The sequence below is a fragment of the Frigoribacterium sp. Leaf186 genome, assembly GCF_001423905.1.
Lineage (GTDB): Bacteria > Actinomycetota > Actinomycetes > Actinomycetales > Microbacteriaceae > Frigoribacterium.
The window spans coordinates 54788-68597 of record NZ_LMPQ01000011.1 but is presented as its reverse complement, the minus strand read 5'-3'; the positions used below and the strand labels follow the sequence as shown (position 1 = coordinate 68597).

At 73.9% G+C, this 13810-nt stretch carries 11 protein-coding genes; 5 read left to right on the top strand and 6 right to left on the bottom strand.

Features of this window, described 5'->3' with window-relative positions:
• Window positions 1-97 precede the first annotated feature (97 nt).
• Window positions 98-517 carry a GNAT family acetyltransferase gene (locus ASG05_RS11940; protein WP_056261029.1) on the bottom strand — a complete coding sequence of 140 codons (420 nt, stop codon included), beginning with the start codon at window positions 515-517 and terminating at the stop codon, window positions 98-100.
• 214 nt (window positions 518-731) lie between these two features.
• Here ASG05_RS11940 and ASG05_RS11935 point away from each other — a divergent pair, with 214 nt between their 5' ends.
• The 3 genes from ASG05_RS11935 (at window position 732) to ASG05_RS11925 (ending at window position 3063) form a co-directional block, all read left to right on the top strand.
• Complete coding sequence (locus ASG05_RS11935; protein ID WP_056261026.1) at window positions 732-1607, top strand: shikimate dehydrogenase; 876 nt, start codon at window positions 732-734, stop codon at window positions 1605-1607.
• Between the two features lie 2 nt (window positions 1608-1609).
• Window positions 1610-2449, top strand: coding sequence for a type I 3-dehydroquinate dehydratase (gene aroD, locus ASG05_RS11930; RefSeq protein WP_056261025.1), 840 nt, complete (start codon window positions 1610-1612; stop codon window positions 2447-2449).
• Window positions 2450-2664: 215 nt separating this feature from the next.
• The gene (locus ASG05_RS11925; protein WP_056261023.1) at window positions 2665-3063 is read left to right on the top strand and encodes a hypothetical protein; all 399 of its coding nucleotides are present in this window, start codon (window positions 2665-2667) and stop codon (window positions 3061-3063) included.
• A 423-nt stretch (window positions 3064-3486) separates the two neighbouring features.
• Here the strand turns inward: ASG05_RS11925 and ASG05_RS11920 are convergent, their stop codons facing one another.
• The gene (locus ASG05_RS11920) at window positions 3487-3957 is read right to left on the bottom strand and encodes a DUF805 domain-containing protein (RefSeq protein WP_056261021.1); all 471 of its coding nucleotides are present in this window, start codon (window positions 3955-3957) and stop codon (window positions 3487-3489) included.
• 157 nt (window positions 3958-4114) lie between these two features.
• Between ASG05_RS11920 and ASG05_RS11915 the strand changes: the two genes are divergently transcribed.
• On the top strand, window positions 4115-4369 hold the full coding sequence (locus ASG05_RS11915) for a DUF6458 family protein (RefSeq protein ID WP_056261019.1): 255 nt from the start codon (window positions 4115-4117) through the stop codon (window positions 4367-4369).
• 85 nt (window positions 4370-4454) lie between these two features.
• Here the strand turns inward: ASG05_RS11915 and phoA are convergent, their stop codons facing one another.
• The 3 genes from phoA to ASG05_RS11900 all read right to left on the bottom strand — a co-directional run bounded on the left by phoA (window position 4455) and on the right by ASG05_RS11900 (window position 11139).
• A complete protein-coding gene (gene phoA, locus ASG05_RS11910; protein ID WP_235491500.1) occupies window positions 4455-6389 on the bottom strand; it encodes an alkaline phosphatase in 1935 nt (644 codons plus the stop codon).
• A gap of 434 nt (window positions 6390-6823) precedes the next feature.
• Window positions 6824-9826, bottom strand: a complete 3003-nt coding sequence (locus ASG05_RS11905; protein ID WP_056261016.1) for an AAA family ATPase — start codon at window positions 9824-9826, stop codon at window positions 6824-6826.
• On the bottom strand, window positions 9823-11139 hold the full coding sequence (locus ASG05_RS11900) for an exonuclease SbcCD subunit D C-terminal domain-containing protein (RefSeq protein WP_056261636.1): 1317 nt from the start codon (window positions 11137-11139) through the stop codon (window positions 9823-9825). The genes ASG05_RS11905 and ASG05_RS11900 overlap by 4 nt, the downstream gene beginning before the upstream one ends.
• A 207-nt stretch (window positions 11140-11346) precedes the next feature.
• Here ASG05_RS11900 and ASG05_RS11895 point away from each other — a divergent pair, with 207 nt between their 5' ends.
• Window positions 11347-12558, top strand: a complete 1212-nt coding sequence (locus tag ASG05_RS11895; RefSeq protein ID WP_082486739.1) for a M20/M25/M40 family metallo-hydrolase — start codon at window positions 11347-11349, stop codon at window positions 12556-12558.
• A gap of 130 nt (window positions 12559-12688) precedes the next feature.
• On the opposite strand, the gene ASG05_RS11890 is transcribed toward ASG05_RS11895, so the two are convergent.
• A complete protein-coding gene (locus ASG05_RS11890) occupies window positions 12689-13708 on the bottom strand; it encodes a hypothetical protein (protein WP_056261014.1) in 1020 nt (339 codons plus the stop codon).
• Window positions 13709-13810 lie beyond the last annotated feature (102 nt).

Sequence of the window (13810 nt, the reverse complement as noted above, 5' to 3'; positions counted from 1 at the left end):
CCCGAGAGGGGCACCCGCACACGACCATAAGTTCTCGCCGGGAACCCGACAAGGGTCCGCTGAAGATCGTCACATGTTGTTTACCGGCGGTCCCGCCTCAGTCGGCGATCAGCCGCTTGCCCATGCCGAACGCGTCGTCGACCGAGTACCCGAGGTGCTCGTAGAACGCCCGCACCCGCTCGTTGCCGGTGCGCACCTGGAAGTTCGCCTTCGGGCAGCCCATGGCGACCAACAGGCGTTCCACCTCGGCCATGAGCTGGCGCCCGAAGCCTCGGCCCTGCCGGTCGGGGTCGACCGCGACGTAGTAGACCCAGCCGCGATGACCGTCGTAACCGGCCATGGCGGTCGCGACCACCGCCTCCTCGTCGTCGACGCCCACGACGAACAGCTCGCGCTGCACCGTGAGCTTGCGTTCGATGTCGCGTCGCGGGTCGTTCCAGGGGCGGGTGAGCCCGCAGCGCTCCCAGAGCGCCACGACGGTCTCGGTGTCGGCCTCGTCGAAGGGTCGGATCTGCATGCCTCGACCCTGCCAGACCCCTGGGCCGAGGAGGCGCGGCGCCGGTCACCAGCGCCCCGCACCCCCCAGGGGCCCTCGCGTCGAGGCCCCAGGACCCTCGCGTCGGGGCCCAGGGGCCTCGCGTCGGGGCCCAGGGCCCTCGCGTCGGGGCCCAGGGCCCTCGCGTTAGGGTGGGTCGTCGTCCGAGCCGCGGGCGTCAGGGAGGGGTGCACCCGTGACCGACGCTCGTCGCCGTCTCGCCGTCCTGGGGTCGCCGATCGAGCACTCCCTGTCGCCGGTGCTGCACCGCACGGCCTACGAGCACCTCGGGTTGCCGTTCGACTACGACCGCGTCGAGGTCGCCTCGGGCGGGCTCGCCGCCTTCGTCGACGGCCTGGACGCGAGCTGGCGCGGGCTGAGCCTCACGATGCCGCTCAAGCGCGAGGTGCTGCCCCTGCTCGACACCGTGTCGCCGCTGGCCGACCGGCTCGGCGTCGCGAACACCGTCGTGATCGACGACGACGGTCGCCGGCACGGGCACAACACCGACGTCGACGGCATCGTCCGCACCGTCGAGGGGTTCCACGACGTGCGCCCCGCGGCGGCGACGATCCTCGGCGGGGGCGCGACGGCGCTGTCGGCGATGGCCGCCGCGTGGGACCTCGGCGCCCGCTCGTTCTCGATCCACCTGCGCAACCCGATGCGCGCCGGCGAACTGACGTCGCTGGCCGCCGACCTGGGAGCCGACGTGATGATCGCGCCCCTCACCGAGCTGCCGTCGCTCGGCCCGCTCGACTTCGTCATCAGCACGCTGCCCGGCGGCGCGGCCGACGACCTGCACCTCCGCCCGAGCAGCGCCTCGTCGGTGCTCTTCGACGTGGCGTACGAGCCGTGGCCGACCCGGCTGGCGTCCCGCTGGCTGGCCGACGGCGGCCTCGTCTTCAACGGCCTCGACATGCTCGTCGAGCAGGCGCTGGGCCAGGTGCGACTCTTCTCCGGCCTCGCCCAGGACGAGCCGGTGACCGACGAGGGCGTCCTGCGCGAGGCGATGCGCGCCTCCGTGGGGTTGCCGGTGCCCGGACGCTCGACGACCGACCGCGTGGCGGGCTGACGATGGCGACGCCGTCGCCGGTCTCGATCGGCCGCGTGGCGCTCGGCACCGGACGCCCCGCGGTGTGCGTGCCGTTGGTGGCCCGCACCGCCGACGCCGTCGTCGCAGCCGCCTCGGCACTCGACGCCGACACGGCCGAGTTGGTCGAGCTGCGCATCGACTTCGTGGACGCCGCCTTCGCTGCCGCGCCCGACCCCGACGGCCCGGTGCGCACCGGCGCCCGGGCGACGGGGCCGGCCGACCTCGACCTGGTGGCCGACGTCGTCCGGCGGGTGCGCGACGCGCTCGACGCCGACCTGCCCCTGCTCTTCACCCTGCGCACCGAACCCGAGGGAGGCGACCGAGACGTCGCCCCCACCACCTACGACGCGGTGCTGCGGGCGGCGATCGGCACCGGCCTGCTCGACGCGGTCGACGTCGAGATGTACACCGACCCCGACCTGCTGGGCGGCCTGGTCGACGCGGCCCACGACGCCGGACTCGTGGTGGTGATGTCGTCGCACGACTTCAGCGGCACCCCGCCGCAGGGCGAGATCGTGTCGCGCCTGCTCGAGCAGCAGGAGAACGGCGCCGACGTGGCCAAGTTCGCGGCGATGCCGTCGAGCCCCGACGACGTCCTGACCCTGATGCGGGCGACGGCCGAGTTCCGCGCCGGGGCCGGCCTCGTGCCCGCGATCACCATGTCGATGGGGCCCCTCGGGGTCGTCTCACGGCTGGCCGGCGAGACGTTCGGCTCGTGCGTCACGTTCGGGTCGGCCGGGGCGACGAGTGCGCCCGGTCAGGTGCCGGCGGTCGGCCTGCGCGCGGCGCTCGAGCTGGTGCACGCGGCACAGCAGGGCTGACGGCGTCGACGCCTGCTCCGGCGTCCCGCCGGGTCTCGCGCGGCAGGGCTCCGGCGGCCCGGCCGTCGGGGCGTCCACCACCGGGAGACGAGCGACGGACGTCGCTCTACGGGACCACCACGGCGGTCGGGCCCACCGGAGTCCGAACAGGCTAGCGGTCGGTGGCGCGACGCCGGAACCCCCCTCACGAACGACCTGCGGGCTTACCCTCAGGCATGGACGAAGCTGAGATCGACGACCACGCCCGCCGGCTCGTGACGGCCTTCGCACTGCCGAGCAAGGTCGGTCGCCTGAACAGCCTGCGCTCGACCGACGAGAAACGGGCGAAGTTCCGGGCCGGTCTCGCCCTCATGCCGTTCCGCTCGGACCGGACCACCCGGCTCAGCCACGCCGACGCGTCCCCCGCCGCGGTGCTGACCCGGTTGCGCGAGCTCGGCGCGGGCGAGCGCTGCGTCGTGTTCGAGGCGGGGGCCGAGTACGCCGGCACCCTCGACGACGCGGTCGCCGCCGTGGTCGGTCACGGGGACGGCGCCGTCATCTCGTGCCTGCCGGGTCGTCTCGGGTACGCCGAGTCCGACTCGGGCGAGCGGCTGGTGCTGTCCTTCGACGAGTGATGCGGAGGCGGCCCCGGTTCGCACCGGGACCACCTCCTGACCTACAGCAGTCGGACGATCGCGGTCACGAGCACGACCAAGGCGGTCAGCAGACCGACCACCTCGGCACCCGACGCGGACGCGTCCTTCCGACTGCCACGACGACGGTGTCTTGCCATCGCGGGCCTCCCTGTCCCAGGGCAGGAGGCTTGCGGTCTGCGCTCCGCCAGCCAGGTGGCCGGGGGATCGCGTACACTCGACTTCGTTGGGTCCGAGTGGGTACGCCGCTCAGACCACTGGCCTCACACGAGGCGAGATGGGCCCCTGTTGCTGCAGGGGCTTTTCTCTTGCTCATCGAGTCCGGCGAAGGCTTGCCTGGATTCCCTCGCCGAGACGACCATTCTGCCTCACCGGAATGTCAATGTCAGGAAGCGGCGCGACCGCTCAGGCGGGCCCCGGGTACTGCCGCTCGCCGCCGACGTCGAACCGCTCGCCCGAGGCGCGCGAGGGCAGCAGCGACATGACCAGCAGGGTCAGCCAGCCGAGCACCGGCAGCAGGTAGAAGAGCACGTACCAGGCGGTGAAGCCCCCGTCGTGCAGGCGCCGCGACTGCAGCGCGACGGTCGGCAGGAAGCTCACGACGGACCACAGCACGACGACGACGCCCTGGTGGTCGATGTAGGTCCAGTCGCCGTTGTCGCCCCCGGCCCAGGTCGACGTCCCGCCGGTGCCCGTGGCCCAGGCCTGCAGCGCCCCCTGGAACACGAGCGCGATGACGAACCACCACCAGTACTCGCTGCGGCTCGCCCGCCCGTGGAAGGTGGCGTACTTCTGCCAGAACCGGACGACCGCGACCTTCGGCGAGGCGCGGTGGTACGGCTGGTCGAGCGGCACGGGGCCGACGGCTCCGGTCATGGGTTCTCCTGCGGTGTGGGGTGACGGGCAGCACCATCCTCTCAGCGCGTCCGGCCCGTCGTGGCCGCTCGACGCGGCCCGTCGGTACTGTGGGCCCCCCCGACCCTCGCGTCGGAGTCGTCGCCCACCCCGGGCGGCGCGAGACGAAGGAGACCCCATGAGCATCGGCGGCGGAATCGCCTTGATCGTGATCGGCGCGATCCTCGCGTTCGCTCTCGACTTCCAGGTCGCGGGCATCGACATCCAGCTGATCGGCTACATCCTCATCGGGGCGGGCGTGGTCGTGACCATCATCGGCATCGCCTTCGCGTCGCGTCGTCGCTCGACGGTGTCGACCACCCGCAGCGCGGTCGACCCGGCGACCGGCGAGCGCGTCGAGCGTCGCTCGACCGACCGCGACCCGCTGATCTGATCGGCGAGGTCGGACTCGACCCGAGAACACGGGAGGCGCGGTGCCGGCTGGCACCGCGCCTCCCGTGTGTCGGGGCCGTCGGCGGCTAGAGCTGCACGCCGTCCTGCGCGGACGTCGCCCGGTGGCGGCGACGGAGCACCAGGGCCGCACCGGTGCCGGCGAGCATCAGCGCGAGCAGCAGGGCGGGCAGGGCGTCGGAGCCGGTGAACGCGAGGGGGCCACGTCCGCTGCCGGCCGTACCCGCGCCTCCTGCGCTCGCCCCGTCGGCCGGGGCCGCTGCCGGCGGCGTCGTCGGAGCCGGGGTGACGGCGCCCACGACGACGGCGACCGTCGCGCTCAGGGTCGTGCCGCTCTGCGTGCCGGTCAGCGTGATCGTGTAGCTGCCGGGCTCGGTGGGAGCGGTGACCGTGTAGGTCGCGACGCCGTCGACCACGTCGGCGATGCCGAGGTCGGTCGTGGTGCCGTCGACGTCGAGCGTGCCCGTGACCTGGCGGTCACCCGCGAGACCGGCCGTGGAGATCGTGAACTCGCTGCCGGGGGCGACCTCGGTCGGAGCCGAGATCGTCGCGTCGGCGCTCAGGCCGTCGAGGTCGCGGTCGAGCTGCAGTGCGTTCACGATGGTGAAGAAGTTGTCGGTCTGGTCGATCAGCCCGACGACGTTCGCCGCCCCGGGGCCGTAGCCCGCGACGCGCAGCTGCGTGCCGGTGTGCTGCTGCGATCCACCGGCCGCGGCCGTGCCGTAGGCGATCTTCATCGTCGTGCCGTCGACCGTGGTCAGCGCCGTGCTGAGGGTCGCGGGCGGCGTGGAGTCGACGATCTGGCTCGTGTGGGCGTGGTCCGCCGTGACGATGACCATCGTGTTGCCGTCGGCCTCCGCGAAGGCGAGGGCGGACTGCACGGCCTCGTCGAGGTCGAGCACCTCACCGATCTGGCCGCAGGCGTCGGCACTGTGGTCGCGCTTGTCGATCGAGGCGCCCTCGACCTGCAGGAAGAACCCCTGGTCGCCGGTGTCGAGCAGGTCGATCGACTTCTCGGTCAGCGACTGCAGCGAGAGACCGGTCGACAGCCGGGCCGGGTTCGGCTGGCAGGTCTGCGGGGCCAGGTCGGCGCCGCCGACGGTCGCCGTCGTCGCGGCGTAGCGCGTCGGGAAGTTGCCGTCGGTGAACGTGCCGAGCACGGGCTGCGTCTGGTCGGCCGCCGTCAGGCCGTCCAGGCCGGCGGCGTCACGCACGACCTGGTAGCCGCGGTCCTGCGCCTGGGCGAACAGGGTGTCGCCCTGCCACTGGCCGGCGCGGGCGGTCTGGCCGAACGAGGTCGCACCGCCGCCGAGGGTGAGGTCGGCGCGCGTGCCGATGATCTGCTCGCTGATCGAGCCGAGACCACCCTGGTCGAGCGCGTCCGCGCCGCACTGGGTGACGCTGTCGGGGCCGTAGCAGCTGCGCGCGGCGACGTGGGCGGCCTGGACGGCCGGGGTCGCGTCCTGCAGCTCGGCGGTCGAGACGTTGCCGGTCTTCTTGCCGTTGGCCTTGGCGATCTCGATCAGGGTGTCCTGCGGCACGCCGTCGACGTCGACCGAGATGGCGTTGTCGTAGGTCTTCGTGCCGGTGGCCCAGGCCGAACCGGTCGCGGCCGAGTCGGGCACGTAGTCGGGCTTGCCCTTGTTCGCGCCGTCCTTGTAGACCGAGTACGTCGTGTACTGGCCGGTCAGGGGCAGCGCGTCGATGCCGGGCAGCGAACCGCCCGCGCCGTACGCGTAGTTGCGGGCCGAGGTGATCTCGCTGTCGCCCATGCCGTCGCCGATCAGCAGGATGACGTTCTTCGCGGGCCCTGCCTCGACCGAGTCGAGCAGCAGCTGCGTGCTGTCGTCGATGCTGCGCGCTGCTCCGCCGTTCTGGGCGACGTTCGCGGGGGTGGCCGCGAACGCGGCGACGGGGCTGAGGGCGAGGGCGGCGACGGCGGCCGTGGCGAGGGCCCCCGTCGTCAGGGCCGCACGCCGGCGGTTCGGGGTGTTCTTCGACACGGTTCTGCTCCTGTGATCGTGATCGTGATCCGGTCGCCGGGGACTGGGTCGTCGCCCGGCGCTGATCAGCAGACTCCGACCGGGTGGCCGCCGCGTGAACGCGAGCGCATGATCCGGTGAACACCCTCGGACGGGGGGCGCCGCGACATCGGTCGGCCCTACCCCCTCGTTCGGCGCGAAACCCCTGCCCAGGCGGATCGTCGAAGGCCGGAAGCAGGGGTGAGGACGCCCCACGTCACCCCCACCCCCTCGATCGGCGCAAACCCCCTGCCTAGGCAAATCGTCGAGCGCCGCTAGCTGGGGTGACGACGCCCCTCGTCACCCCCACCCCCTCGATCGGCGCAGAAACCTCGCCTAGGCAAATCGCCGAGCGCCGAAGGCGGGGGCCGGGGGCCGCGGGCCGTCGCGGCCCCGGAGCGTCGCGGCCGACCCGCTCAGCCGACCGTCGACCGCAGGACCGACGAGCCGTCGGGTCGGCGGCGCACCTCGACGCGATCGGCGATGCGCTGCTTCAGCTCGTCGACGTGGCTGACGATGCCGATCACCCGGCCCGAGGCGCTCAGGCGGCCGAGCTCGCCCATGACGGCGTCGAGGGTGTCGGGGTCGAGCGAGCCGAAGCCCTCGTCGACGAACAGGGTGCCGAGCTCGAGCCCGCCGGCCTCGGCCTGGACGACGTCGGCGAGGCCGAGTGCCAGGCTGAGCGAGGCGTAGAAGGTCTCGCCGCCCGAGAAGCTGCCCGGGTCGCGGGTGGTGTCGGTCGTCGCGTCGCGGATCACGAGCGAGAGCCCGGTCTTGCGCGAGCGCGACCCGACCTCGCGTTCGTCGGACGAGGCGAGCTCGTACCGTCCGCTCGACATCACCGAGAGTCGGACGTTCGCCGCGGCCACGACCTCGTCGAACCGGCGCAGCAGCACGTAGGTGCCGAGCGTCACGCCCTTCACGTTCTCGCCGGTGGACGCGCTGGCCAGGTTCGCCATGCGCACCACCGCCCTGGCGTGCTCGACGGCGTCGTCGGCTGCGGCCGTCACGGCCTCGAGCGCGGCCAGGGCCTGCCGCGACCGGTCGGCCCGGTCGCCGGCCCGGGTGGCCCGGTCGGTGACCTCGTCGAGCTCGGCTTCGACCAAGGCGAGGGCCTCGACGGCCGACTCGACGTCCGCCGTCTCGTCGCCGGTCAGCTCGGCGACCTCGGGCTCGGCGAGCCCGGCCTCGACGATCGCCCGTTCGCGGTCGTGAGCCGACACGTGCGCCTCGAGGGCGGCCAGGTCGCCTGCCTCGAGGGCGGCGTCGGCGACCTGGTCGACGTCGTCGAACCCGCTGCGCTCGAGGGCGGCGACGAGCTCGGCGCGTCGGACGGCCGCCGCGTCGGACGCCACCTCGGCAGCGTCGAGGAGGGTCAGGAGGCGCGTGTCGCGTTCGACGCCGTCACGCACCGAGGCGGCGAGCTCGGCGACCGTCGGGGCCCGACCGTCGAGCAGCCGCGCGATCTCGGCCTCGTCGTCGAGCAGGGCGCGTCGGTCGGCGGCGACGCGCTCCCGGCCGGTGGCGGCCCGTTCGCGGAGGTCGTCGAGCTCGGTGCGCAGCCGGTCGACCTCGCGGTCGTGTGCCACGAGGGCCGCGTCGGCCGCCGCGAGGGCGGTCCGGGCCCGCGTGGCCTCGGACACGCGCAGGGCCAGCCCGGCCAGCTCGGACTCGATGTCGTCGCGGGTCAGGTCGCCCAGGGCGCGGCGGGCCTCGGCGGCCCGCCCCTCGGCGGTGGCGTGCCGGGCGGCGGACTCACGCTGACGCGCCTCGGCCGCGCGCGCGATCAGCGACGCGGCCTCGACCTGGTCGTCGGTGGGGTGCGCAGCCCCGGGAGACGCGGGGGCCGGGTGCTCTCGCGAGCCGCACACGGGGCACGGGTCGCCGACGACCAGGCCCGCGGCCAGGTGGCCCGCCATGCCTTCGATCTGCCGACGTCGGAGGCCGGCCTCGTCGTCCAGGGCCTGCAGGGCCGCCGCCGAGTCGTCGGCCAGCCGTGCGGACTCCGCGTCGACCGCTCGATCGAGGGCGTCGAGGTCGTCGAGGTCGCGCAGGCGGACCCGGGCCTCGGCCGTCGCCTGCTCGGCGGCCCCGAGGTCGGTCGACCTGTCGGCCAGGGCCTCCCGCTCGACGACGAGCGAGGCCCGGTCGGCGGGCGCGGCGACGAGGCGGTCGTCGAGCTCACGGCGCCGCCCGTCGGCGTCGAGGAGTGATTGCTCGGCCGCCTCGAGGGCGACGCGGCGGGCGGGCAGGGCTCGTTCGGTCCGGGCCACCTCGGCCAGGAGGGCGAGTTCGGAGAGCCGGGCGTCGCGACGTGCGACGAGGTCGGCGCGTGCCGGGGCCCCCTCGCCTGCGGCGGTCCCGGTTCCGTCGCCGTCCGGGACTCCCCTGGTGGCCTCGGCCAGCCGTGACGCCGTGTCGCGCTCGGCGTCCGCCGCCCGCGCGACCGCGGCGAGGGCGTCGGTCACGGTGGCGGCCCGGGTCGCCGCGGCGACGCGCAGCCGGACCGTGACGATCTCGGCGTCGCCCTCGTCGAGACGCGTCTGCCGGACGATCAGGTCGGCCCGTCGGTCGAGTGCGGCCCGCAGAGCCCGCACCCGGTCGAGCGAGCGACGCGCGGTGTCTCGGGCCGCGAGCACGCGGGCACGGTCGGTCGCGGCGGCGGCGGCCGTGACCTCGAGGCCCTCGAGCACGACGGCCGCGCGGTCGGCGGCGAGGGCCTCGTCGAGGACGTCGGCGTCGAGCCCGCTCGCTTCGAGCAGCCGTGCCCGGGCCAGCTCGATCTCGCGGTCGGCGGCCTCGACGGACGCGTGGGCGGCCTTGCGCTGCTCGACGAGCTCGGCCGTCGTGCGCTCGTAGATCTCGGTGCCGAACAGCGACTGCAGGACTTCTTTGCGCTTCTCGCCCGTCGAGCGGAGGAAGGCCGCGAACTCGCCCTGGGGCAGGACGACCGTCTGGACGAACTGCTGCCGCGTGAGCCCGAGGATGCGCGAGATCTCGGCTCCGGCCTCTTGCGTGCTGATCGAGACGATCTCGCCGTCGACGGCGTCGGGAGACGAGAGGCGCCAGAGCTTGGCGGTCGCGTTGGCCGGCGTCGTGCCGGTGCCCCGCGCCTTGGGCCGCCGGTACGCGGGGGTGCGGCGGATGCGGTGGACGCCCGCGCCGTTCTCGAACACCAGCTCGACGAAGGGCTCGACGTCGGGCGCGGCGTGGTGGCTGCGCAGCCGGTCGGGCGTCGACGCCGAACCGGCCAGGCCGCCGTAGAGGGCGAAGACGACGGCGTCGATGATCGTCGACTTGCCCGAGCCCGTGGGCCCCTCGAGCAGGAAGGTGCCCGAGGCGCCCAAGGCGGCGAAGTCGATGCTGTGCTCGCCGGCGTAGGGCCCGATGGCCCGCAGGGTCAGCCGGTGCAGGTTCATTCGCTCGTCTCGCTCGCCCTGGCGGCCTCGTAGGCGCTGCGGACCACGGCCAGCTCGGCCTCGCTGGGCGCCCCGCCCGAGGCGAAGGCGACGAAGTCGGCCGTGACCTCGATCGGGTCGGACTCGGCCGTCACGGCGGCGAGCCTCGGCGCGTCGACCGCGCCGACGGGCGTGTGGTGGATGGCCAGAGCGTGCGGGAAGTGCTCGGCGACGCGCGCGTAGAGCCGCTCGGGGTGCACCGGGTCGGTCACGAAGACCCGCAGCCAGGCGTCGCGAAGGTCGTCGTGACGCCCGTCGAGCAGGGCGTCGAGGGTGTCGGTCACCTCGGCCAGGCGCCTCGGCACGGGGGCGGGGACGAGCTCGACCGAGACGGACCCGTCGGCGGCCAGGTCGACGATGGTCGACGACTTGACCTGGTGGCGTTCTCCGAACGAGAAGGCCAGGGGCGAGCCCGAGTAGCGCAGGCGACCCGACGCCCCGACCCTCTGGGCCCCGTGCAGGTGGCCGAGGGCGACGTAGTCGACGCCCTCGAACGCGGTCGAGGGCACCGAGTCGACGCCGCCGACCCGGATGTCGCGCTCGCTCTCGCTGCGCTCGGGTGCGCTCGGCACGTCAGGGCCGCCGGAACGTGCCGCATCGGCATCGGCGTCGACTTCGACATCGACACCGGCGTCGATGTCGACTTCGGCATCGACACCGCCGTCGCCGTCGGCGTCGGCGTCGGCGTCGACATCGGCCTCGGCACCGGGGGCCCGCGCGGCCACCACGAACGCGTGCGCCAGCACGACCGACCGCGTGCCCGGCCGCCCGGCGAGGTCGTCGCGCACCCGCTGCATCGCCGCGCCGACGACGGCTGCATGCGAGCGGGGCAGGGGTTCGTCCGCCTCCGCCGGGGCGAGCGTCCGGCGCACGCTGTCGGGGTCGAGGTAGGGCAGCCCGTAGAAGGCGACCGGGCCGTCGGGGTCGTCGACGACGACCGGGTCGTCGAGCAGGTCGACCGACGCCCGCAGGTGCAGCCCGGGCCGCATGAGCTCGGCCGCGAAGCCGAGTCGCACGGCCGAGTCGTGGTTGCCCGGCGTCACGACCACCGTCGCGTGCTCGGTGAGCCCCGCGAGGGCCCGGCCGAGGAGGCGCACGCTGGGCACCGCGGGCACCGCCCGGTCGTACACGTCGCCGGCCACGACGACGACGTCGACCGACCGCTCGACGACGAGCCCGACCAGGTGGTCGACGAACGCGCGCTGGTGCTCGTGGAGGTCGACCCCGTGCAGCGTGCGACCCAGGTGCCAGTCGCTGGTGTGCAGAATGCGCACGGCGCCCCTCTCGTCGGTGTCGTGGTCGGTGTCGTGGTCGGTGTCGCGGTCGGTGCCGCGGTCGGTGCCGGAGTCGGTGCCCCGACTGTATCGGGGGCCTCCGACAGAGCCGGCCGCGCCTCCTCGGGTCCGCTGCCGCGCCTCCTCGGGTCCGCCGCCGCGCCTCCCGGCCGGTCGCCGCCACGCCCGTGGGAGTGAGATGGTCAGATGCTCGCGAACCACGGCGGGCCCGACGAGAGCGAGACCGTGAGCCCCGACGCCCTGCAGCCCGACCAGGTCACCGCCCTGCGCCGCGAGGTCGAGGCGCGCCTCGACGCGATGGTGGCCGACCTGACGACGTACGCGAGCCTCGAGACGCCGTCCGACGACGTCGACCTGCTCGAGGCGGGGCTCCGCTGGATCGAGGCCTGGCTCGGCGAGACCGTCGGCCCTCCCGCCGACCGACGCGTGCACGTCGTCGAGGGCTACGGCGACACCGTCACGCTCGACTACCCGTCGCCGTCGGGGTCGACCGAGTGGGTGTCGGCGCTCTGCCACTACGACACGGTGTGGTCCGAGGGCACGACGGCCACCTGGCCCGTGACCGTCGAGGGCGACCGCATGACCGGCCCCGGGGTCTTCGACATGAAGTCCGGGCTGATCCAGCTCGGCAACGCCCTCGCCGTCGGCGACCGGCTGGGGCTGCCCCGCCCGAACGTCCGCCTGCTGCTCAACGGCGACGAGGAGGTCGGCAGCATCGCCTCGCGCGACGCGATCGAGCGCGAGTGCGGACGAGGAGGCGCGGTGTTCGTCTTCGAGTCCGCCGCCGACGGCGCCGTCAAGACCGCCCGCAAGGGCGTCGGCATCTTCGAGGTCGAGGCCTTCGGGGTCGAGGTCCACGCGGGGCTCCACCCGCGCTCGGGTGCCAGCGCCGTCGACGAGATCGCCCGGGTCGTCATGACGCTGCACGCGGCCGCCGACTTCGACGCGGGCACCTCGCTCAACGTGGGAGTCCTGCAGGGCGGCACCCGCACCAACGTGAAGGCCGGGTACGCCCGGGCCATGGTCGACGTCCGCGTCACCTCGACCGCCGAGGCCGAGCGCATCGAGCGGGTGTTCGCGGGGCTGACCGCGCACGACCCCGAGGCGTCCGTGACGGTCACCGGTGGCTGGAACCGCCCGCCGATGGAACGCTCGGCCGCGACCGGCGCCCTGTACGAACGAGCCGCAGGGGTCGCGTCGTCGCTCGGCTTCGAGCTGCGCGAGGTGTCGGTCGGCGGTGCGAGCGACGGCAACTTCGCGGCGGCGCTCGGCCTGGCCGTGCTCGACGGGGTGGGCGGCGTCGGCGGCGGTGCCCACGCCCGCCACGAGTGGATCAGCGTGCGCGGCATGGTCGAGCGGACCGAGTTCGTCACCGCCCTGCTCGCCGACCTCGCCTGACCGCCCCGCCCGCGCCTCCTGCACCGCACCGCACCGCCGAGTGGACACCACGCCGCCGCACGACACGGCGCCTTGTCCACTCGGCGGTTCGGTGCCGCGACGCCGCCCACCCCGTACAGACACCGCACCCTCACGACCACGACGCCGAAGCCCGGCCCGACCGCAGCGGCACCCCGCCACGCCGCACGATCGCGGCCAGCCGTCGCGGATCGAGCACGTCGTCGATGTCGCACCTCTCGACGCGTCGGACCCGGCCCGTCCCCAGGAGCTGAGCCTCGCGCTTCTTCTCCCGTCGAACGACCTCGGCCGGGGACGAGCCCGCGAGCATGCGAGGGTCCGAGTACTTGCCGAAACCGTCGAACTCGAGCACGAGCCCGAAGTCGGCGAAGAAGAAATCGCATCGTCCGACGAATCCTCGAGCGTCGAAGAACTCCTCCTGCAGGACCGGCTGAGGCGCACCGAGCCGATGCAACGCGACTCGCACGAGCGACTCCCCTCCGTTCTCGGACAGGGGCGTGGCGAACGACAGCGCCCGCTCGAGTGCCCCTTCACCCCGTCGTCCGACCGTGCGGCCGGCCATCACCTCGAATCGGAGCCGGAATTCGTCGCGCAGATCGTCGACTCGGGCGCGCATCTCGTCGACCCTCGGAAGCCGACCCGCGACCAGGAGCCGACGACGCATCACGCCGTCGAGACAGAGGACGCCGTCGTCGAACCCCGACGACCTCGCGACGTCGTAGGCAGTCCGCAACTCGCTCGTGACCAGCAGGTCGCCGACCCGCTCGACCTCGTGCTCCTCGAGACCGCCCGCGTGCTTGACGAGGACCGGCGTGGTCTGGGTCGAGGCCCGACGCCGGTCGATCACGTGCACTCGGGGCGGGTCGCCCTGGACGCTCGGCAGCCCGTGTACCGCGACGGCCGACCCGTGGGAGACGACGCAGTCGGCGGGGAGCGCGGCCACGGCAGCCCGCACGCGGACGACGTGGCGACGCCAGGGCTTCAGCCGGGCCCAGCCCTCCGACGGTACGTAGACGCCTCTCTGGACGCGGACGAGTCGCCCCGCAGCGGCATCGCGTCGCAGGGCGCGCGCCTCACGTGACTGTGCGCCCGGCGTGGCGGAGAAGATCAGAGCGGGAAGGTCGTCGTCCATCCGTCGATGTTCGGGCGCCGATCGAAGCCAGCCGCGCCTCCGGAACCTCGCTGTGGACGACCGCCTGCCTCCCGCGCCCTGTGGACGAGACGACCTGTGTGC